This window comes from Micromonospora sp. NPDC005206, assembly GCF_040608175.1.
Classification (GTDB): domain Bacteria; phylum Actinomycetota; class Actinomycetes; order Mycobacteriales; family Micromonosporaceae; genus Micromonospora.
The window spans coordinates 247,904-268,589 of the sequence record NZ_JBEXHU010000008.1; the positions used below are offsets into that span (position 1 = coordinate 247,904).

Here is a 20,686-nt window from a genome sequence, read left to right on the forward strand (position 1 = left end):
AGCTGCGGCCCTTCCTCAACCGTTAAGAAGGGGCCCCTGCTCTACCGCAGGCGTTAACAAGGTGCCCTTCCTTCGCGGTCAGAGGGCGATGCGGACGGCCGCGGTGAGGACCAGCTGCGCGAGGGAGGCCGGCACCAGCACCAGCCAGCAGAGCCGCTGGAGCTGGTCCTCGCGCAGCCGCGGGTAGGACACCCGGAGCCAGATGATCACGAACGCCACGGCGAAGACCTTGAGCAGGGTCCAGAGCCAGCCCAGCTGGTCGTCGGCGAACGGGCCCTGCCAGCCGCCGAGGAACAGCACCGTGGTCAGCGCGGCGATCACCACGATGCCGACGTACTCGGCGAGCAGGAAGAACGCGAAGCGGAGGCCCGTGTACTCGGTCATGTACCCGAAGACCAGCTCCGAGTCGGCCACCGGCATGTCGAACGGGGGCCGGCGGATCTCGGCCAGGCCGGCGACGAAGAAAATGATCATCGCGGGTGCCTGCCAGAGCAGCCACCACGGCTGCCACGCCGCGACGATGCCGGAGAGGCTGAGCGTGCCCGCCGCCATCGCCACCGAGGCGGCGGCCAGCACCAGCGGCAGCTCGTAGCCGAGCAGCTGGGCGGCCCCGCGCAGCCCGCCGAGCAGGCTGTACTTGTTGGCCGACGCCCAAGCCGACATGAGCACCGCCACCACCCCGACGCCGACCACGGCCAGCACGAAGAACAGGCCGATGTCCAGTGGCTGCCCGACCAGGTCGTTCGGGCCGAGCGGGATGACCAGCAGCACCAGCAGGTAGGGCACCAGGGCCACCGCCGGCGCCAGCCGGAACACGGCCCGGTCCGCCTCGCGCGGGGTGATGTCCTCCTTCTGCACGAACTTGACCCCGTCGGCCACGAGCTGCGCCCAGCCGTGGAAGCCGCCCGCGTACATCGGGCCGAGCCGGCCCTGCATGTGCGCCATCACCTTATGTTCGGCCTGCCCCACCAGCAACGGCAGGGTGAGGAACGCGACCAGCACGCCGCCCACCCGCAGCACCAGCTCCACCCAGAGCGGCATCAGGCCGTACCCCCGTCGTCGTCGGTCCGGTCGCCGCGGGCCGGCGGGTCCGCGACCGGACCGCCCGGGCTCCCGCCGGGCGCGGCCTGGTCGGGCGCGGCCGGGCCGTCGGCGGTGCCGGCGGGTCGGGGAGTACGCGCCGGACGGGCCCCCGGGGCAGGCCGCGCCGGCCGCTCACCGGCCGGTCTGGCCGGGGTGCCGCCGCGCGGACCCTCCCCCGCCCCGCCCGCCCCGGCCGGGGTGGGCGTGGTGCCCCACTCGCCCGGAGCGGGCACGCCCGGCGGGCGGATCGGTCGGCGGCCACCGCCGGCCTCGGACTCGCCCGGTTCCTTCGCACCCGGCCACGGCTTGGCCACCCGGGAGGCGAGCACGAACTCCTTGCGCAGCGGATGGCCCTCGAACTCCGGCGGCAGCAGCAGCGGTCGCAGCTCCCCGTGGCCGTCGAAGCCGATGCCGAACATCTCGTGCGTCTCCCGCTCGTGCCAGGCGGCACCCGGGTAGACATCGACCACCGACGCCACCGTGGCCGCGCCGCGGGGCAGCCGGGTACGCAGCAACACGCCGCGCCGCAGCCGGGTCGACCAGAGGTGCGCCACCACGTCGAAGCCCTCGGCCAGCTCGTCCACGGCGGAGAGCCAGTCGAAGAAGTCGCAGGCCAGCTCGGTGTCGTCGCGGGCGGCGCGCAGCGCGTCCGGCCAGCTCCCCGGCGGAACATCGACGGTGGCCCGCGCGTACCGCTGCCCGCCGGAGACCGACGGGGTCGCCTCGACCGGCGCGAGCAGCGCGACCAGCCGAGCGCCGACCTCTTCGGGAGTCATGCCGCTGATCCTAGGGCCTGTGTGGAAGTCGCCGTTCGGGCCGAGTGGAGCCGAGGTGCCCGCCGATCTGCCGGCTTTGGGGGGCGGCCCGGTGCTGGGCGGGGAAAGATGAGGGCGTGCGCGCTGTCACCGTGAAACCCGGAACCGCCAACTCGCTGAGCCTCATCGAGGATCAGCCCGAGCCGGCGCCCGGGGAGGGCGCCGTCCTGGTCCAGGCGCTGGCGGTGGGGATCTGCGGCACCGACCACGAGATCATCGATGGGCAGTACGGCGAGGCGCCGCCCGGCTCGGACCGCCTGATCATCGGACACGAGTCGTTGGGCCGGGTGCTGGAAGACCCGAGCGGCGCCTTTCAACCCGGTGACCTGGTGGCCGGGATCGTCCGGCACCCCGACCCGGTGCCCTGCCCCAACTGCGCGGCCGGCGAGTGGGACATGTGCCGCAACGGGCAGTTCACCGAGCACGGCATCAAGGCGCTGCCGGGGTTCGCCCGCGACCGCTGGCGGATCGAGCCCCGGTTCGCGGTCCGGCTCGACCCGGCGCTGGCGCGGGTTGGCGTGCTGCTCGAGCCGACCAGCGTGGTGGCCAAGGCGTGGGACCACATCGAGCGGATCGGGCACCGGGCCGAGTGGCAGCCGCAGACGGTCCTGGTGACCGGGGCGGGGCCGATCGGGCTGCTGGCCGCGCTCCTCGCCACCCAGCGCGGGCTCACCGTGCACGTGCTGGACCGGGCGACCTCGGGGCCGAAGCCGGAGCTGGTCGCGGCGCTGGGCGCCACGTACCACACGGTGCCGGTCAACGACCTGCCCTTCGAGCCGGACGTGGTGGTCGAGTGCACCGGCGCCCCGACCGTGGTCCTCGACGTGATGTGCAAGGCGGGCCAGACCGGGATCGTCTGCCTGGCCGGGGTGTCCAGCGGCGGCCGGAGCATCGACTTCGACGCCGGCGCGCTCAACCGGGCGCTGGTCCTGGAGAACAACGTGGTCTTCGGCTCGGTCAACGCCAACCGCCGGCACTGGAGCATGGCCGCTCAGGCGCTCAGCCGCGCCGAGCAGCCCTGGTTGGAGTCGCTGCTCACCCGGCGCGTGCAGGTCGACCGGTACGCCGAGGCGTACACCGCAGAGCCGGACGACATCAAGGTGGTGCTGGAGTTCGGGGTCTGAGCGGCGGGCGGGCCGGTCAGATGCCGGGCAGCCGGCCGTTGCGGAACAGGTCCACGAAGAGCTGGTGGTCCTGCCGGGCGCGCACCCCGTACGCGTGCGCGAACTCCACCAGGTGGGTGACGAAGCCCCGCTCGTCGGTCTCCACGGCGGCCACGATCGCCTCCTCGGTGGAGTAGTCCACCAGGTCGTGGCTGGACTCGTCGTCGGCGACGGAGTGCATCCGCGCCACCGCCCGGCCGAGGTCGGCGAGCACCCCGGTCAGCTCCTCCGGCTCGTTGACGTCGGACCAGTCCAGGTCGGCGGCGTACGGGGAGACCTCGGCGACCAGCTGGCCGGCCCCGTCCAGCTCGGTGAAGCCGAGCCACGGGTCGGCGTGCGCCTGCAACGCCCGCTGCGACTCCGCGGTCCGGTGGCCCTGGTGCTGGAAGTAGCCGCGCACCGACTCGTCGGACACGTACCGGGTCACCGCCGGCACCTGCGCCTGCTTCATGTAGATGACGACGTCGTTCTCCAGTGCCTGGGTGTGGCCCTCCAGCAGCAGGTTGTACGACGGCAGCCCGGCCGAGCCGATGCCCACCCCCTTGCGCAGCACCACGTCCTTGATCCGCGTCGCCACCGGGCGCAGCCGGGCCGAGGCGGCGGGCAGCGTGCCCAAGTACTCCTCGAAGGCGGCGAGCACCTTGGCGCGGGTGTCCCCGTCGACCTCGAAGACCCCGTCGCCGACGGAGAAGCGCCGCTCGTAGTTGTCGACGGTGGTCTGCTCGGCGAGCAGGTCGACCCGGGTGTTCAGCCGGGCCTGCTGGAGCACCCGGCGCAGCACCCCGTCGGCGTTGTCCAGGGTGATCGAGCCGATGGCGTCGTCCCCGCCGGCGGCGATCGCCCGCAGCTCGGTCAGGTACGACCCGGCGAAGCCGGCCACCAGCTCGCCGATCACCGTGTCGGAGAGCGCCTTGCTGTAGCCGAGCAGCGCGACGCTGGCGGCGAACCGTCGCAGGTCCCAGGTGAACGGCCCGACGTACGCCTCGTCGAAGTCGTTGACGTTGAACACCAGCTGCCCGGACGCGTTCATGTAGGTGCCGAAGTTCTCGGCGTGCAGGTCACCGTGGATCCACACCCGGCTGGTCCGCTCGTCCAGGAACCGGTCGTCGGCGCAGTCGCCGCGCTGGTCGGCGTAGAACAGGGCGGCGCTGCCCCGGTAGAAGGCGAAGGGTGAGGCGGCCATCTTGCGGAACTTGCGGCGAAAGGCGGCCGGGTCGATCGCCATGGACGCGCCGAACTCCTCGGTCAGCACGTCGACGATGTGGGCTGACCGCTGGTCCACCGAGTTGCTCATGGTGCGCAGGCTAGCTCGCCCGGACCACCCGGGGCGTCGGACGACCGACTGGTCCGCTCGGCCGACGGGCCGATGCCGGTGCGGACGTCAGCCGGCGGCGGGTGGGCGGACCGGCGGGGCGGTGAGCGAGTCGACGGAGCGCGGGGCGGAGCCGTCGCGGGGCGGCGCGTCGACCGGCGGGGCGAGCAGATCCGGGCGGGACACCCCACCGACGCCGGACTGCTCGGCGGCGATCTTCTCCTGGAGGCGCAGGATGCCGTGCAGCAGCGCCTCCGGCCGGGGCGGGCAGCCGGGCACGTAGACGTCGACCGGGATGAGCTGGTCGACGCCCTTGGTCACCGAGTACGAGTCCCAGTAGGGGCCACCACAGTTGGAGCAGGCGCCGAACGAGATGACGTACTTCGGCTCCGGCATCTGGTCGTAGAGCCGCTTGATCGCCGGGGCCATCTTGTCGGTCACCGTGCCGGAGACCACCATCAGGTCGGCCTGCCGGGGGCCGTGGGCGAACGGGATCACGCCGAGCCGGATGAAGTCGTGCCGACCCATGCTGGTGGCGATGAACTCGATCGCGCAGCAGGCCAGGCCGAAGTTGAAGACCCAGAGCGAGTAGCGGCGGCCCCAGTTCAGCACGAACCGGATCGGCTCGCCGAGCACTGCCGGCAGCTGCACGAGCGTCCCCTTCCTGTCCCCCACCAGACAGTCAACCACAGCGACCGAACGCGACCGGGTGGCCGCTCGGCGCAGGCCATGGCCCTGCCCCGACACGTCGGGGGGTGGATCCGCCCCAATCGATGTGAGCCGTGGCACAGTCGGCTTCCCGGCAGTCGCAACCTTCCCCGGCGGCGCGGTGTGTCACCTCTGTCGGGGTGCCCGATGCCGGTACGCCACGGGGGAGAGCGAGTGAGTGTGACGAGAGACGTTCGGGCGGGTGAGCCCCCGCCGGACCACCTTCAGGACACCGGGCCCGATCAGGCCGAGATGAGCTTCGACGACTTCTACCACGCGCACTACCGGGGCCTCGTGGTCCAGCTCACCGCCTACACCGGGGACCGCGGCCACGCGCAGGACCTGGTTCAGGAGGCCTTCTGCAAGGCGTTCGCGCAGTGGAATCGGTTGGCCGGCTACGACGACCCGCTGGCCTGGGTCCGCAGGGTGGCCTGGAACCTCGGCCACAACCGGTGGCGACGGCTGCGCACCGCGCAGGCCTACCTGCTGCGGCAACGGGAGACGCACGTCGCGGGACCGACGCCGGACCGGGTGGCGCTCGACGTCGCGCTGGCGAAGTTGCCGCCGCGCCAGCGCCGGGCCGTGGTGCTGCACTATCTCGCCGACCTGACGGTGGCCGAGATCGCGGCTCAGGAACGGGTCGCCGAGGGCACCGTCAAGTCCTGGCTGCACCGGAGCCGGACGACGCTCGCCGGGTATCTGCGCGACACCACGGAGGGGGCGGAAAGTGCCTGAGCTGGAGAACGTCGACCTCGCCGGGGAGTTCAACCGGTACCGCAGCGTGCTGCTGGCCGAGATCGAGGTGCCGGGGCCCGCGGAGGTCCGTCGGACGGTTCGCCGCCGGCGGCGGCGTCACCGCGCCACGGCCGCATCGGTGGCGGTCGCGCTGCTGGGCGGCCCTGCAGTCGGGTACGCGGCCCTGAACCGCCCCGGCCCGGCACCCGGGCCGCTGCCGCCCACCCCGAGCGTGACCGCGAGCCCGACGTCGAGCCTGTCACCGAGCCCCGTCGGCACGCCCTCGACGACCAGTGCCAGCCCCACCCGGCCCACGGCTCCGGACGGGCGGCTCAGCCGGGCCCAACTGGTCGCCGCACCGGTGGACCTGCCGGCCTGGCGATCAGGGCCACCCGACTGCCCGGTGAACACGGTCCGGTTGGTCGGCGACCCGCGCATCGCCAAGGAGGGAACGAACGCCATCGAGGCGATCGACTACGCCGACGTCGACGGCGACGGTGCGACCGAGACGGTGGCCATGCTGCTGTGTTCGTTCGGCAGCGGTGGCCCGCAGCAGGTCGTCGCGTTCGATCGGGACGAGGCAGGCAGGATCGTCACGATCGGCCGGGTGGTGGCCACCAGCCGCGAGAAGCCGCAGTGGTTGACCGCGCTGGACGGCCGTTCCGACGGCACCGTCCGAGTGGAGGTGGCCGACCTGCACCCGGGCGGTGGCTGGCCGGGCGAGTGGTCCCAGCGGCAGTGGCGCGGGTACCGCTGGACGGGCGAGCGGTTCTCGCAGGTCGAGGGTCCTACTTCGTTCGGCCCGAACCCGTACTCCACCAACCTGGCGGTGACCGCGAAGGACCTCGTCCTGGCCGACGACCCCACCGACGGGTCCCGGGTCGGCGCCGTCGAGGTGCGGATCCGCGCCGTCGGGGACCGGCGCGCCGACGAGGTTCTCCTCGAACTGGACCTGCCGGCCTCCCTCGCGCCGGACGGCCCCGCCTGGTCCGGCTGCGGGCCGAACGTCGGGGAGTACCGTCCCCCGCTGCTGTGCCGACTCGGTCCGATCGAGGCGAACGGCGAGCTGACGGTGCGCCTCGGCGTGCGGCTGCCCCCGGGCACCGAGCTGGCACCGGGCACGGCGACGGTGCGCGGCACGGCAGCCGGGCCCGGTGGGCACTACCTGATCGATCCCGACCTCGGGAACAACGAGGACACGATGGCGTACCGGTGAACGGTCGGCGGGGTGGCGGGCTGACCGCCACCCCACCGGTCATCAGGACGGGCGTTGCAGCAGGCCGACGGACCCGTGCTGGCGGCGATGAACTGTCGCGCTTCTGACAGCTCGGCGGTTGGCTCCCCCGCAACCGTCGCGGGGCTCTTCCGGTGTCTTGCTCGCATCAGCGCCACCCGGTTAACGGGGGGCGGCACTACGGGGAACGGAGCAACGAAGATGACCAGAACCATCACCCGCGGGCTCGTGGCCGGCGCCCTGGGCACGGCGGTTGCGCTGACCAGTCTGCCCGGGACGGCCGTCGCCGCCCCACGCGACACGGCGATCTCCGTCGGGCGGCTGGTGCTCGAGCCGACCGACCGGGGGTACGCGGGCAGCCTTCCGGTGACCGTCACCTACCGCGGCAACGAGGCGTCCTACCTCGACCTGACGATCACCGAGCCGGTCCCCGGCACCTTCGCCGGACTCGACCCGGCCGCCCCCTGCTCCTACGGCGTGGCCCAGCCAGCGCGGACGATCTACTGCCAGGTGCCGGGTGGTGTGCTGCAACGGGACGAGCGACGGAGGTTCACCGTCGACTTCCGGGTGCTCACCACCACCCGGCCGTATCCGATGATCACCTCCGGTGGGCAGATCGGCGTCACGACCGGGGACCGGAACCCGAAGAACGACACGGCCACCTTCGCCGCGCTGTTCCGCGCGACGACCGGCTCGCTGCGCGCCCCTCGACCGTACGTGCGGGACACGAGCACGGACGCGGCGGTTGCCGCCGGCCCCGCAGCCCTGACGCGTCAGGAAGACGGGAGCTGGCTCGGCCGGGTGCCGGTGACCGTCCGGGTCGCCGGTGACGCGCCGCACGACGGGTACTGGCTCACCCCGACGCTGCCGAGCGGGGTCGGGATCGTCGGCATCGAACCCGTCGAGGCCTGCTCGGCGAGTTGCCTGGTGGCCGGCGGCGGGTTCATGCCGGGCGAGGAACGAGAGGTCTCGCTGCTGATCCAGGCACCCGCCGAGGTGTCCCCCGGGGACCTCGGCACCGGCTCGGTGCTGCTGGACGCCACCTTCGGCTGGGGCGACGTGCTGACCGACGTCGACCCGGCCGACAACACCGCCAGCTTCGACGTCACCGCCGGCTGACGGACATGTCATCGGCTGGGGCGCGGCCGCAGGTGTTCCTGCGGCCGCGCACGCCCACCTCGCCCGATGCGGCGCCGTCCCCCGCGCGTCTGCACATCGAGGTGAGCGGGATGGCCGCGCACGACGACGGCTCCACCTTCGACGAGGTCTACCGCCGACAATTCCAGCCGCTGGTGGTCCAGCTGTACGCGTTCGTCGCAGACATGAGCGAAGCGCAGGACCTGGTGCAGGAGGCGTTCAGTCGGGCCTGGCCCCGTTGGCACCGGATCTCCCGGTACGACGATCCGGTGGCCTGGGTCCGCCGGGTCGCCTGGAACATCGCGATCAGCCGGTGGCACCGCCTGCGCACCGCCCGGCTGTTCAGCCTTCGGCAGCGGGTGGAGGTGGTGAACGGGCCAGGTCCGGACCGGGTGGTGCTCGCCGCCGCCCTGGCCACCCTGCCGGTCAACCATCGGCGCGCGGTGGTCCTGCACTACCTGGCCGGTCTGACCGTCGGTGAGATCGCCGAGGACTGCGGGGTGGCCCCCGGCACGGTCAAGTCCTGGCTACACCGAGCCCGGGCAACACTGGCCGACTGCCTGGCAGAGCACGAACCCGAGCGCACCGGTCGCGAACCCGCGACGGTCGACGACCCGACCGAGAGGAGGGCGGACTAGATGGAACAGCGCAACGAGCGAGCGGATCGGTTGTCGGCCGCCTTCAACGAGCTGAACACCGTCAGCCTCCGGCAGGTCGCCGAACCGGATCCGGACGTGCCGCGTCGACGGGCGTACCGCCGGCTTCGGAACCGGGCGGTGGCCCCGGGGATCGCCGCTGCGGTGGTCGCCGCCGCAATCGGCGGGGTGAGCCTGGCCCGACCCTTGGCCGCTCCGCCGCCCACCGGTGTCATCGCCAGCCCGACAGCTACCGATCTCCCCTCGGTCCTGCCGAGCAGCCCGTCGGGTCCCACACCCAGCGAATCGCCGACGCTCCTGCCGAGCCGTTCGGCGACGCCGAGTGCGACGCGGTCCCCCACCCCCACCCCCACCGGCTCGACCAACTCCCGCCCCACCCCCACACCGACCTCGACCCGATACATCGACCTGTCGATCAGCGCCCCCCGCACCCTCACCCTGCGGCCGTCCGACGCCGGCTACACCGGATCACTCACCATCACGATGGGCAACGCCGGCACCCGGGCATACGACGCTGGTGACCTGATCGTGGTGCTGCCCGTCGAGGCGACGATCGACCTGAATGGCACGAACATCGGCGGCTGCTTCAATCAGGGCCAGACCGACGACCTCAAGACGATGTTCTGCACCGGCGACGGGCCGATTCCCTCCGGCGGTACCCGGTCGTACCGGATCGGCGTCACGGTGAACATCGCCCCGGGCGGACCGGCACGGACCCTCACCGGCTGTGCGCTCACCGTGCGGGCCAACGTGAGCGGGAGCTTCCCGGCCGACCGCTCGTCCGACGACAACACGGCCCGTACCGACTTGAAGCTGCCCGCCAGCTGACTGGCCGCGCCGCCGGATGTCCTCCGGCGGCGCAGGCCGGCCGGAGCTTTCGCCGGGCTGCGCCTGATCGACCCTGGGGTGGCGGGCTGACCGCCACCCCACCGGTCACCAGGACGGGCGTTGCAGCAGGCCGACGAACTCCACCAGCAGCCGCTCGCGCAACGCCGGCGGAGCGGCGTCGAGCAGCGTGTTCACCACCGCCATCCGCTCCGGGAGCGGCGCGGCGCTCGATTCGCCGTCCGGGCCCGAGCCGTCGTCCGGTTCGGCGCCCAGCCCCAGTCCGGCGGCCAGACCCGCCACCAGCTCCGGGGTCAACGCGTCCGGGGTGAGGGCGCCGGCCAGGGCTGCCAACTCGGGGGGCAGCGCGACCGGCCCGGCCGCCCGCGCCGCCGCCACCGCCTCGCTCAGGTCCGGCCCGAACTCGGGCACCCGGGGCGCCACCGCGGCGGTCACCGTGAGGTGCACGCTCGCCGGCAGACCGGCGTACGACAGCTGGGGCTGGGTGTGCCAGCCGCGCGCCGTCAACTCGTCGACCAGGACGAACAGGTCGGGCCCGTCCTCGGTGGCGGTGAAGCAGACCACCGTGGACTCCGGCTCGGCCATCAGCCGCAGCCCGTCGACCCCGCGCACGGCGGCGGCCAGCCCGGCCACCGCGTCCCGGGTGCGCTCGGCCAACGCCAGGTATCCGGCGTCGCCGAGGTGCCGCAGGGTCGCGTACGCGGCGGCGATCGGCCCACCCGAGCGGGTGGACGCGATCACCGGATTGATCATGGTGTAGCCGGGCCAGTCCGCGTACGCGAAGTACTGCGGGGCGCGCAGGGCGGCGTCACGGTGCAGCAGCACCGACACGCCCTTCGGCGCGTACGCATACTTGTGCAGGTCCACCGAGATGGAGGTGACCCCCGGCACCGAGAAGTCGAACGGCGGCACCGGCTCGCCGAGGCGGCGCAGGTACGGCAGGGTCCAGCCGCCGAAGCAGGCGTCCACGTGGCAGCGCACCCCGGCGCGGGCCGCCGCCGCGGCGATCTCCTCGACCGGGTCCACCACACCGTGCGCGTACGACGGCGCGGAGCAGGCCACCAGCACCGTCTCCGGGCGGATCGCGGCGGCCATCGCGGCCGGGTCGGGGCGCAGCGTGTCCGGGGAGACCGGCACCACGTCCAGCGCCACCCGCAGGTAGTGCGCCGCCTTGGCGAACGCCGCGTGCGCGCTCGCCGGCACCACGATCCGGGGCGCGGCCTGCTCCGGGTGGGCGTCCCGGGCCGCCTTGACCGCGAGGATCAGCGACTCGGTGCCGCCGCTGGTGACGCTGCCGACGAGGTCCGGGGCGGTCGTGCCCGGCCCACCGCCGAGCACCCAGCCGGCTGCGGCGACCAGCGCGTTCTCCATGGCCAGCAGGGACGGAAACGCGGTCGGGTCTAACCCGTTGACGTGCGCGCTCTCGCGGTGCGCGGCGGCCGCCAGCTCGTCCAGGCCGGGCACCGCGGGGTCGTACACGTAGGCGAACAACCGCCCACCGTGCGTAGGCCGGTCACCCGCGCGCAGCGCACGAACCTCGGCGAGAACGTCCTCCGCCGCCATCCCGTCGGCGGAAAGCGCCCCAGCCCCCACCCTGTTCTCGTCGATCATCGACTCGTGGTGCCCTTCTCGTGATGGTCAGCGGTTTTCGTCCCCCACCACAACTCCATGATCGACGCTCTGGTGGTGCGTGGCGGCGGCCAGGACGGCGGGAGTCAGGGTGTAGCGGGGGAGCAGGAGGACCGGCGGGCCCACCAGGAGGGCGGGCAGAACGGTGAAGCCGAGCAGGACGCCGAGGCGGGCGAGGTCGGACTGCGCGGCGGCGGTGCCGGTGTCGGAGGAGACGTAGCCGGAGAGCTGGAGCACCAGACCGTAGATGCCCGGGCCGAGGGCCAGGCCGAAGGTCTCCCCGGCGGTCCAGATCCCGGTGAACACGCCCGCCTGCCGCCGGCCGATGCGCGCGGTGTCGTACGCGATGCAGTCCGGCAGCATGGCCAGTGCGAACACCTGCTGCCCGGCGTACCCGACGCCGATCACCGCGACCAGCAGGTAGACCGCGACCGCCGGCAGCACCGGCGCGGCGACCAGGGCGAGCGCACCGGCGGCGAGGATCAGCGCGGCGGCGGCCAGGGCGGCCCGTTTGCCCAGCCGGGCGCCGACCCGGGTCCAGACCGGCATCACCAGCAGCGCCGGTCCGACGAAGCAGACGAAGAGCAACGTCGGTCCGCTCTGCTCGTCGCGCAGGATCTGCCCGGCGAAGTAGTTGACCCCGGCCAGGATGGTCGCCACCCCGGCGGACTGCACCACGAAGCAGATCAGCAGCGCCCGGAACGGCCGGTTGGCACCGGCGACGGCGAGCTGGGCGCGGAGTGTGGGCTCGCTGCCGCCCACCGTGCCGGTCGGCGCGGACCGGGTGCCGAGGAACGCGCCGACGGCGCCGAGGGCGATCAGCACCGCCACGAACAACCCCATCCACCGGTGCCCGGGCACACCGTCGCCGCCGGCTGTCACCACCAGCGGGGCGACCGCGCCGGAGACCAGGATGGCCAGCGCCAGCACGGCGATCCGCCAAGTCATCAACCGCGTGCGCTCGGTGTAGTCGTCGGTCAACTCGGCCGGCATCGCCACGTACGGCACCTGGAAGAAGGCGAATGCGGTGGCGGTGGCGAGGAAGGCGAACGCCACGTACGCCGCCGCGGCGGGACCACCGTCGAAGGGCGCGGCGAAGATGGCCGCGAAGAGCACGGCGAGCGCGAGGCCGGCGATGAGCAGGTATGGGCGGCGGGCGCCCCAGCGGGACCGGGTGCGGTCGGAGATCCGCCCGGCGACCGGGTTGACCAGCACGTCCCATGCCTTGGGTAGCAGCACCAGCAGGGCGGCCACCCCGGCGGCCACCCCGAGTGTGTCGGTCAGATACGGCAGCAGCAGGAGCCCGGGGACGGTGCCGAACGCGCCGGTGGCCAGGGAGCCGAGCGCGTATCCGGCGTGCACCGGCCGGGGCAACGGGCCGGCGGCTGGTGAGCCGGCATCACCCGGCGGCGGGTTCATGGGGCCGAATGTTACTCACGTTATGGCGGAGGTCACATCCCCTCCTCCGGCGACCAAGCCGCCACCCGGATGTCCACTCCCGCACCGCGCAGTGGTGCCCCCTCGGCGCGCAGTCGGGCCCGCGCCTCCCGCTCGTGCCCCGGGGGCAGCCGGCCCGCGGAGGTGACCACCCGGTGCCAGGGCACCGAGCCGCCGTGTCGGGCCATGATGCTGCCCACCAGCCGGGCCGAGGTGCGGCCGGAGCGCTCGGCGAGCGCGTCGGCGACCCCGCCGTACGACATCACCCGGCCCTCCGGAATCCGCTCGACCAGGTCGAGGACCGCCTCGACGTACTCGTCAGGTGTCACAGTCCGCCACGATATGGGAACGCAACCGGGCCCCGCCGCACCGACCACGCAGAATGGGCGGGTGCGCGACGCAGTCACGGCGGCCCGACGGGTCGTCGTCAAGATCGGATCCTCCTCGTTGACCACCGCCACCGGCGGGCTGGCCGACGAGCGGGTCGACGCGCTGGTCGACACCCTCGGTCGGCTCGCCACTGAGGGGCGCGAGGTGGTGCTCGTCTCCTCGGGCGCGATCGCCGCCGGCCTGGCCCCACTCGGGCTGACCCGACGCCCGCGTGACCTGGCCACCCAGCAGGCCGCCGCCAGCGTCGGCCAGGGCCTGCTGATCGGCCGGTACGCGGCGGCCTTCGCCCGGCACGGCCTGACCGTCGGGCAGGTGCTGCTCACCGTCGACGACGTGACCCGACGGGCGCACTACCGCAACGCGTACCGCACCCTGCGCAAGCTGCTCGACCTGCACGCGGTGCCGATCGTCAACGAGAACGACACGGTGGCCACCGAGGAGATCCGGTTCGGCGACAACGACCGGCTGGCCGCCCTGGTGGCCGCGCTCGTGCACGCCGACCTGCTGGTGCTGCTCTCCGACGTGGACGCGCTCTGGACCGGTGACCCGACCCGGCCGCACTCCACCCGGATCACCGAGGTCCGCGACGAGAAGGACCTCGCCGGGATCACCATCGGCGGGGCCGGGCGATCCGGGGTCGGCACCGGCGGCATGGTGACCAAGGTCGAGGCGGCCCGGATCGCCACCGGCTTCGGCATCCCGGTGGTGCTCACCGGCGCCGACCTGGCCGCGCCTGCGCTGGCCGGCGAGCCGGTCGGCACGCTGTTCCACCCGCAGCGGCAGCGCCCGGCGGCACGACTGTTCTGGCTGGCCCACGCCACCTCCCCACGGGGACGGCTGCACCTCGACCCGGGCGCGGTGGCCGCCGTCGTCGGGCGGCGCAAGTCGCTGCTGCCCGCCGGCATCACCGCGGTGGACGGGACGTTCACCGCCGGGGACCCGGTCGACCTGGTGGACGCCGGCGGCGCGCCGGTCGCGCGCGGGCTGGTCAACTACGACGCGGTGGAGCTGCCCGGGCTGCTCGGTCGCTCCACCTCCGAACTCGCCGCGGCGCTCGGCCCGGCGTACGAGCGGGAGGTCGTCCACCGCGACGACCTCGTCCTGCTGTAAGCAAGGGCACCTTGTTAACGCCTGGCGTTGTACAAGGGGCCCTTCCTAACGCGAGGAGTGACCGATGAGCGTGAGCGAGCAGGCCCGGCGGGCACGGGCGGCGGCGGAGACGCTGGCCGTGGCGACGCGTACCGCCAAGGACGCCGCGCTGGCCGCGATGGCCGACGCGCTGGTGGCGCGTACCCCGGAGATCCTGGCCGCGAACGCGACGGACCTGGCGGCCGGCCGGGAGGCCGGGCTGAGCGCGGCCGTGCTGGACCGGCTCGCCCTCGACGCGGGCAGGGTGGCCGGCATCGCCGACGCGCTGCACCAGATGGCCGCGCTGCCCGACCCGGTCGGCGAGGTGGTCCGCGGCTCGACCCTGCCCAACGGGCTGGAGCTGCGCCAGATCCGGGTGCCGTTCGGGGTGGTCGGGATCATCTACGAGGCACGCCCCAACGTGACCGTGGACGCGGCCGGGATCTGCCTGAAGTCCGGCAACGCGGCGCTGCTGCGCGGGTCGTCGTCGGCCGCGCACTCCAACGCCGCGCTCGTCGCGGTGCTGCGCGACGCGGTCGCCGGGGCCGGGCTGCCGGCCGACGCGGTGCAGCTGCTCGACGCCAGCTCCCGGGAGTCGGTCAAGGAGCTGATGCGCGCCCGGGGGCTGGTCGACGTGCTGATCCCGCGCGGCGGCGCGTCGCTGATCCGCACCGTGGTCGAAGAGTCCACCGTGCCGGTCATCGAGACGGGGGTGGGCAACTGCCACGTCTACGTGGACGCCGCAGCGGACGTGGCGCAGGCCGTGGCGGTGACGCTGAACGCGAAGACCCAGCGCCTCTCCACCTGCAACACCGCCGAGTCGCTGCTGGTGCACGCGGGCGTCGCCGACGCGTTCCTGCCGCCGATGCTTGCCGCGTTCGCCGAGGCCGGGGTGACCGTGCACGGCTCGCCCGAGGTGGCCGAACATTCCGCCGCCGTGGTCCCGGCCACCGAGGAGGACTACGCCACCGAATACCTCTCAGCGGACATCTCCGTCACGGTCGTCGACTCGCTCGACGCGGCGGTCGCGCACATCCGGCGGTACGGCACCGGGCACACCGAGGCGATTCTCACCGACTCGGCGAGCGCGGCCCGGGAGTTTGTCGCCCGGGTGGACGCGGCGGCGGTGATGGTGAACGCCTCGACCCGGTTCACGGACGGGGGCGAGTTCGGATTCGGCGCGGAGATCGGCATCTCGACGCAGAAGCTGCACGCCCGGGGTCCGATGGGCCTGCCCGAGCTGACCAGCACCAAGTACGTGGTCACCGGGAACGGGCACCTGCGCTAGAGCCGAGGGCCTCAGCTGGTCGCCGGCCGGCAGGCCCGGATGGCGGACAGCGTGGAGTGCACGTCGAACTGGTGCCCGTCGTCGCTCTCCCAGCCACCGTCGCTGCGCTGGGTCTCGGCCAGGCGGCGCAGGGCCCGGACCATGATCCAGTCCTGCGGGTCGATGCCGACCCGGCGCAGCGTGGCCGCCAGCCAGGCCACGTCCCCCGGGGACATCTTGGGCATCCGCTCGGCGAGCACCACCTGGATCCGCGCGGACTCCTGGAACATGTCCTGGCGGTGCAGCACGGCCGCGCTCAGCCAGCCGGCGGCGAGGAAGGACGGCCAACTGCCGTCCGGGCGCAGCCGCACGGCGAGCGAGTGGGCGGCCGCCTGCACCACCCCCGCGTACGCCCCTCCGACCCGATGATCGAGCGGACCCGCGGCACGGGCGTCCAGGCCGGCCACGGTGAGCCAGAAGCCGGCGTTGGCGGTGAGGAAAAGCCCTGCCTCCGGATCGCCGGGGCGGGCCCACTCCGGAGCCGAGCCGGCCAGCGTCGGGTCCTCGTCCCAGCCACCGTCGGCCTGCTGACGGGAGGCCAGCCAGTCCAGTGCCCGGCGGGCGGCGGGACGACCGAGCGCGCCCAGGTCGTCCAGCTCGGCGAGCCGGAAGCAGGTGGCGTCGATCGACGCGATCTCGCCGCCCCAGGTCGCCGGCCAGCCGCCGTCGGGTGCCTGGCCGATCTCGGCCGTCTCCAGCAGCTCGTCGGGCACCGGCGTGCCGTTGCGCAGCCAGGAGAGTCGGGCACGCTCCACCGCGTCCCCGTGCGCCACGACGAACCCGATCGCGGCATCCAAGTCGACCACGGCGGAGACGCTACCTGCGCAGACGCGATACCGCCTCGGGGAATCGGCCAGCCGGGAATGGCTGCGTCGCTCCGGGCAAAGGGCCGCTTGGAGCCGCCTGCGTCGATTCGCCGGCGCATCCCGGCCGGCGGGCCCGGCACTCCCGTGCGGGAGCCGGGGCGGCGGTGTCGGCCACCCCGGCTCGGGCCGGTCAGTACGCGGGCAGCGCGGGGTCGATCTGCTTGATCCAGGAGAGCACGCCGCCCTGCACGTGCACGGCATCGCGGAACCCGGCCGCCTTGAGCGCGGCGAGCGCCTCCGCCGAGCGGACGCCGGACTTGCAGTGCAGCACGATCTGCCGGTCCTGCGGCAGCTGGGCCAGCGCCTCACCGGAGATGATGTCGCCCTTGGGGATCAGGGTGGCGCCGGGGATCCGGACGATCTCGTACTCGGCCGGCTCCCGGACGTCGACCAGGAAGATGTCCTTGCCGGCGTCCTGCCACTCCTTGAGCTCCAGCGCGGTGATGGTCGAGTCGACCGTCGCCTCCTGTGCCTCGTCGGAGACCGCGCCGCAGAAGTCCTCGTAGTCCTCCAGCAGGCCGGTGACCGTCGGGTTCTCGCCGCAGAGCGCGCAGTTCGGGTCCTTGCGAACCTTGATCTTGCGGTATTCCATCTCCAGCGCGTCGTAGACCATCAGCCGGCCGACCAGCGGCTCGCCGATGCCGGTGAGCAGCTTGATCGCCTCGTTCACCTGGATCGAGCCGATCGACGCGCAGAGGACACCGAGCACGCCACCCTCGGCGCAGGACGGAACCATGCCGGGCGGCGGCGGCTCCGGGTAGAGGCACCGGTAGCAGGGGCCATGCTCGGCCCAGAACACCGACGCCTGGCCGTCGAAACGGTAGATCGAGCCCCAGACGTACGGCTTGCCGAGCAGCACCGCCGCGTCGTTGACCATGTACCGGGTGGCGAAGTTGTCGGTGCCGTCGACGATCAGGTCGTACTGGGCGAAGATCTCGCGGACGTTGTCCCGGTCCAGCGCGGTGTTGTGGATCTCCACGTTGACCAGCGGGTTGATCTCGCGGATCGACGCGGCGGCGGACTCGGCCTTGGACCGGCCGACGTCGGACACGCCGTGGATGACCTGGCGCTGGAGGTTGGACTCGTCGACGGTGTCGAAGTCGATGATGCCGAGCGTGCCGACCCCGGCCGCGGCGAGGTACAGCAGGGCGGGCGACCCGAGGCCACCGGCGCCGACACAGAGCACCCGGGCGTTCTTCAACCGCTTCTGCCCGGTCACCCCGACGTCCGGAATGATCAGGTGGCGGGAGTAGCGGCGGATCTCGTCAACGGTCAGCTCGGCGGCGGGCTCGACGAGCGGGGGCAACGACACGGTGGACTCCCCGGGATCGGCGGTGTGAACCGCGCCATTGTCGCTCGCCGGCCCGATGCTCGGCCATGAGGGAGGACACGTGGCCCGCGATGCGGGAGCGGGAATAACCGACGACCGGGTCGATCAGGGGACGATGTCCCCCGCGTAACGACGACCGTCGACGTAGGGCCAGGCGTTGGCGACGCAGCCCTCCAGGCCGTACGTCTGCTGCTGCATCACCGGCGCGGGCTCGCCGGGGCCCGGACAGGCCTCGTGCTCCTCGCCGAGCTCGTGGCCGACCTCGTGGTTGATCACGTACGTCCGGTACGTCTCCAGCGGGGCGCCGTAGTCCGGCACCGCCTCCAGCCAGCGCGCCAGGTTGATGATGACCTGACCGGGGAGGCGGCAGGAGGTGTAGCGCTCGGTGGTCAGCCCACCCTCGGCGCACATCCGCTCCGACGTGACCGGGGTGGCCAGGTAGATGGTGAAGTCGGCGGCACCGGCGTCGGCGACCCGCTGCACCCGCAGCTCGTCGGAGGCGATCCAGCTACGGGGGTCGGCAAGCACCTCGTCCACCGTGTCGGCGAAGGCGTCGGCGTCCTGGCCGGTGCCGCGTTCGACCGCGACCCGGTAACGGCGCAGCGGCCCGTCTTCGCCGTGCACCGCGGTCTCAGCGTCGGCGGAGGTGAAGCGGCCCGCGCCGACGGACGGGTAGCTGGTTGGTGCCGGGTGCGCGCCCACCCCACCGCCATGACCCATCCGGCCATGGGTGACGGGTGGCGGCCCGGCCGGCGGCTCGCCGCCCCGGGTCAACGTCACTCCGGCGGCGGCGACGGCGAGCAGGAGCAGGCCGAGCACCAGGCTGCGACGGCGTCGTCGGAGCATCCGGACCAGCGCGGGCCGTGCGTCCGGGGCCCGGTACTCCGACCGGCCGGACGGGCCGGGCGGCCGAGGCGGGCCGTAAGGGGACGACGGCGTCATGAACTCGAGCCTGCCAGATTATTCGGGCATTTCCCCGCCTTTGCCGCGATTAACGCAATACGCCTGATGGTCGCGATGGTTCGGCGTGTCGGACCAGGCGGTCAGAGCGCGGGGCCGGCGTAGCGGCGACCCTCGAGGTACGGCCACGGATTGACCCGGCACCCGTTCAGGAAGAGGGTCTGCTGCATCATCACCGGAGCCGGTCGACCGGCGCCCGGGCAGCGCTCGTGCCGGTGCCCGAGCTGGTGGCCCACCTCGTGGTTGACCACGTACGTCCGATAGACCGCCGGCGGCACGCGGGCCGTGACGAAGTGCGGCACGGACAGCCGCCACCGGTCCAGATTGATGACCACTTTGCCGGGCGCGCGGCACGAGGTATACGGCCGGCCGCCGACCCGGATGTCCACTCCACCGTCGGCGCACATCCGGCCCGCCGTGCGAGCGGTGGCCAGGTAGACGGTGAAGTCACGGGCCGCGCCCCCGGGCACCTGCTGCAACCTCAGCCGGCCGCTGTCGACCCAGCTCCCCGGCCCGGCGAGTGCCGTCTGGACCGCCTGCCCGAACGCGACCGGGTCCTCCCCACTGCCCGACTCGACCGCCACCCGGTAGCGCCGCAGCTCACCCGCGCGGCCCAGCAACGGCCCGGTGCGGTCGTCGTAGCCGAACCGACCGGTGCCGGCGGTCGGCACCGCCCCGGACAGCCGCAGCACCGGGGGTGCACTCGACGGGGCGACCGGCGACCCGGACGGCGACGGGTCGGCCGACGGCGGCAACGGTGCGGCCACCAGCGGTGGCGGCCCGGTGATCTCGTCGGCGGCCAGCCGGTCGGCGCCAGGATGCCCGCCCGGCCCTTCGGCGACCACCGTCACCACCGCGCCGACGGCCAGCACGACCGCGACCAGCTGGGCGAGCAGTGCGAGTTGTCGGTGACGGCGACCAGGGCGGCGGGAGGACGTGCGCATCCGGCTCAGCCTGCCAGATCAGGCCGCGTGGCGGTCTCCTCCGTTTCGGCGAGGAGGCCGACCACCGCCCGAGCGACCAGCCGAGGCACCTCCATCTGCGCCACGTGGCCGACGCCGTCGAGCATCAGCAGCCGGCTGTCCGGGATGGCCCGGGCGGTCTGCGGCGCGACCCGCACGTCGACGAGCCGATCCTGCCGACCGCCCACCACCAGGGTCGGCGCGCGCACCGCCCGGGCAAGCCGCCACAGCGAGCCCGACCCCGGCAGGTACGCCCGCAGGAAGCTGGAGACCAGCCCGCGGAACGTCCGGACGTACGCGGCCGCGTAGTGCTCCGCCTCGTAGCGCACCCGGATCTCCTCCAGCGCCTCGGCGCGGCGCTGCGCGCAGATCCGGCTGAGGTCGGCGACACACGCCTCCAACACCTGCTCGGCCATCACCTCCGGGGCGAGCTGGGTGAGCCGCCGGGCGACCAACCGTTCACCCCCGGGAACGGCCAGCACCGGCAGCAGGCGCCCCTGCAACGAGCGACGGAAGTCCAGGAACGGCAGCGCCGGAGAGATCAGCGTGAGGGTGCGCACCAGGTCGGGCTGGAGCCCGGCCACCTGAACCACGACCGCACCGCCCAGCGAGTTGCCGAACAGGTGCACCGGACCCCGACCGGAGTGCTCGATCCAGCGGACGACCAGATCAGCGAAGGCCGGCACGGTGTAGCGGCGGCCCGGCTCGCTGCGGCCGAAGCCGGGCAGGTCGATGGCCTGGCCGTCCAGACGATCGGCGAGCAGGCCGGCCAGGTCGGTCCAGTTCTGCGATGAGCCGCCCAGGCCGTGCACGTACAACGCCGGCTCCGCGCCGGCGGCGGTGGCCGGGGTGTCCCGTACGTACGTGACCGAGCCGTCGAGGCGGACCGCCCGACCCGGCCACGGCGGCGGGACACGGGCCTCGGGAAGGAAATGGTCCGGCCAGAGAGTGGCGGGCTTCATCGTTCC

The 20,686-nt window shown here is 73.3% G+C and carries 19 protein-coding genes and 1 pseudogene; 8 read left to right on the forward strand and 12 right to left on the reverse strand.

The window, feature by feature from the left end:
* Positions 1-78 precede the first annotated feature (78 nt).
* Together ABZU69_RS14630 and ABZU69_RS14635 are read right to left on the reverse strand one after the other, a co-directional pair.
* Positions 79-1,041, reverse strand: coding sequence for a complex I subunit 1 family protein (locus tag ABZU69_RS14630; RefSeq protein ID WP_121656084.1), 963 nt, complete (start codon positions 1,039-1,041; stop codon positions 79-81).
* A complete protein-coding gene (locus ABZU69_RS14635) occupies positions 1,041-1,859 on the reverse strand; it encodes an NADH-quinone oxidoreductase subunit C (RefSeq protein ID WP_354964827.1) in 819 nt (272 codons plus the stop codon). The genes ABZU69_RS14630 and ABZU69_RS14635 overlap by 1 nt, the downstream gene beginning before the upstream one ends.
* A gap of 116 nt (positions 1,860-1,975) precedes the next feature.
* Here ABZU69_RS14635 and ABZU69_RS14640 point away from each other — a divergent pair, with 116 nt between their 5' ends.
* Positions 1,976-3,022: a glucose 1-dehydrogenase gene (locus ABZU69_RS14640; RefSeq protein WP_354964828.1), complete on the forward strand. Its 1,047-nt coding sequence runs from the start codon at positions 1,976-1,978 to the stop codon at positions 3,020-3,022.
* A 16-nt stretch (positions 3,023-3,038) separates the two neighbouring features.
* Here the strand turns inward: ABZU69_RS14640 and ABZU69_RS14645 are convergent, their stop codons facing one another.
* Both ABZU69_RS14645 and ABZU69_RS14650 read right to left on the reverse strand, forming a co-directional pair.
* Positions 3,039-4,355 (reverse strand): DUF2252 domain-containing protein, encoded by a 1,317-nt coding sequence (locus ABZU69_RS14645; protein WP_354964829.1) that lies wholly within the window; start codon positions 4,353-4,355, stop codon positions 3,039-3,041.
* Positions 4,356-4,442: 87 nt separating this feature from the next.
* A complete protein-coding gene (locus ABZU69_RS14650) occupies positions 4,443-5,024 on the reverse strand; it encodes an NADH-quinone oxidoreductase subunit B family protein (RefSeq protein WP_354964830.1) in 582 nt (193 codons plus the stop codon).
* A gap of 231 nt (positions 5,025-5,255) precedes the next feature.
* On the opposite strand from ABZU69_RS14650, the gene ABZU69_RS14655 reads away from it, so the two are divergent.
* The 5 genes from ABZU69_RS14655 (at position 5,256) to ABZU69_RS14675 (ending at position 9,671) form a co-directional block, all read left to right on the forward strand.
* The gene (locus tag ABZU69_RS14655; RefSeq protein WP_354964831.1) at positions 5,256-5,816 is read left to right on the forward strand and encodes a SigE family RNA polymerase sigma factor; all 561 of its coding nucleotides are present in this window, start codon (positions 5,256-5,258) and stop codon (positions 5,814-5,816) included.
* A complete protein-coding gene (locus ABZU69_RS14660; RefSeq protein ID WP_354964832.1) occupies positions 5,809-7,032 on the forward strand; it encodes a hypothetical protein in 1,224 nt (407 codons plus the stop codon). The genes ABZU69_RS14655 and ABZU69_RS14660 overlap by 8 nt, the downstream gene beginning before the upstream one ends.
* A 219-nt stretch (positions 7,033-7,251) precedes the next feature.
* Complete coding sequence (locus tag ABZU69_RS14665) at positions 7,252-8,169, forward strand: hypothetical protein (RefSeq protein WP_354964833.1); 918 nt, start codon at positions 7,252-7,254, stop codon at positions 8,167-8,169.
* A 110-nt stretch (positions 8,170-8,279) separates the two neighbouring features.
* Positions 8,280-8,825 (forward strand): SigE family RNA polymerase sigma factor, encoded by a 546-nt coding sequence (locus ABZU69_RS14670; protein ID WP_354964834.1) that lies wholly within the window; start codon positions 8,280-8,282, stop codon positions 8,823-8,825.
* On the forward strand, positions 8,826-9,671 hold the full coding sequence (locus ABZU69_RS14675; RefSeq protein ID WP_354964835.1) for a hypothetical protein: 846 nt from the start codon (positions 8,826-8,828) through the stop codon (positions 9,669-9,671).
* A gap of 105 nt (positions 9,672-9,776) precedes the next feature.
* On the opposite strand, the gene ABZU69_RS14680 is transcribed toward ABZU69_RS14675, so the two are convergent.
* The 3 genes from ABZU69_RS14680 to ABZU69_RS14690 are packed head-to-tail and all read right to left on the reverse strand — an operon-like array spanning position 9,777 to position 13,084.
* On the reverse strand, positions 9,777-11,300 hold the full coding sequence (locus ABZU69_RS14680) for an aminotransferase class V-fold PLP-dependent enzyme (RefSeq protein ID WP_354964836.1): 1,524 nt from the start codon (positions 11,298-11,300) through the stop codon (positions 9,777-9,779).
* 27 nt (positions 11,301-11,327) lie between these two features.
* Positions 11,328-12,737, reverse strand: coding sequence for an MFS transporter (locus tag ABZU69_RS14685; RefSeq protein WP_354964837.1), 1,410 nt, complete (start codon positions 12,735-12,737; stop codon positions 11,328-11,330).
* 32 nt (positions 12,738-12,769) lie between these two features.
* Positions 12,770-13,084 (reverse strand): MGMT family protein, encoded by a 315-nt coding sequence (locus ABZU69_RS14690; protein WP_354964838.1) that lies wholly within the window; start codon positions 13,082-13,084, stop codon positions 12,770-12,772.
* A gap of 13 nt (positions 13,085-13,097) precedes the next feature.
* Between ABZU69_RS14690 and proB the strand changes: the two genes are divergently transcribed.
* Positions 13,098-14,255, forward strand: coding sequence for a glutamate 5-kinase (gene proB / locus ABZU69_RS14695; RefSeq protein WP_354964839.1), 1,158 nt, complete (start codon positions 13,098-13,100; stop codon positions 14,253-14,255).
* Positions 14,256-14,319: 64 nt separating this feature from the next.
* Positions 14,320-15,561 carry a glutamate-5-semialdehyde dehydrogenase gene (locus ABZU69_RS14700; RefSeq protein ID WP_354964840.1) on the forward strand — a complete coding sequence of 414 codons (1,242 nt, stop codon included), beginning with the start codon at positions 14,320-14,322 and terminating at the stop codon, positions 15,559-15,561.
* A gap of 11 nt (positions 15,562-15,572) precedes the next feature.
* Here the strand turns inward: ABZU69_RS14700 and ABZU69_RS14705 are convergent, their stop codons facing one another.
* The 5 genes and pseudogenes from ABZU69_RS14705 to ABZU69_RS14725 all read right to left on the reverse strand — a co-directional run bounded on the left by ABZU69_RS14705 (position 15,573) and on the right by ABZU69_RS14725 (position 20,680).
* Positions 15,573-16,457 carry a prenyltransferase/squalene oxidase repeat-containing protein gene (locus ABZU69_RS14705; RefSeq protein WP_354964886.1) on the reverse strand — a complete coding sequence of 295 codons (885 nt, stop codon included), beginning with the start codon at positions 16,455-16,457 and terminating at the stop codon, positions 15,573-15,575.
* Between the two features lie 139 nt (positions 16,458-16,596).
* A pseudogene (gene moeZ / locus ABZU69_RS14710) lies at positions 16,597-17,845 on the reverse strand (adenylyltransferase/sulfurtransferase MoeZ).
* 56 nt (positions 17,846-17,901) lie between these two features.
* Positions 17,902-18,738 (reverse strand): DUF3152 domain-containing protein, encoded by an 837-nt coding sequence (locus ABZU69_RS14715; protein WP_354964841.1) that lies wholly within the window; start codon positions 18,736-18,738, stop codon positions 17,902-17,904.
* A gap of 101 nt (positions 18,739-18,839) precedes the next feature.
* On the reverse strand, positions 18,840-19,700 hold the full coding sequence (locus ABZU69_RS14720; protein WP_354964842.1) for a DUF3152 domain-containing protein: 861 nt from the start codon (positions 19,698-19,700) through the stop codon (positions 18,840-18,842).
* A 5-nt stretch (positions 19,701-19,705) separates the two neighbouring features.
* Complete coding sequence (locus ABZU69_RS14725; RefSeq protein ID WP_354964843.1) at positions 19,706-20,680, reverse strand: alpha/beta hydrolase; 975 nt, start codon at positions 20,678-20,680, stop codon at positions 19,706-19,708.
* Positions 20,681-20,686: the final 6 nt, after the last annotated feature.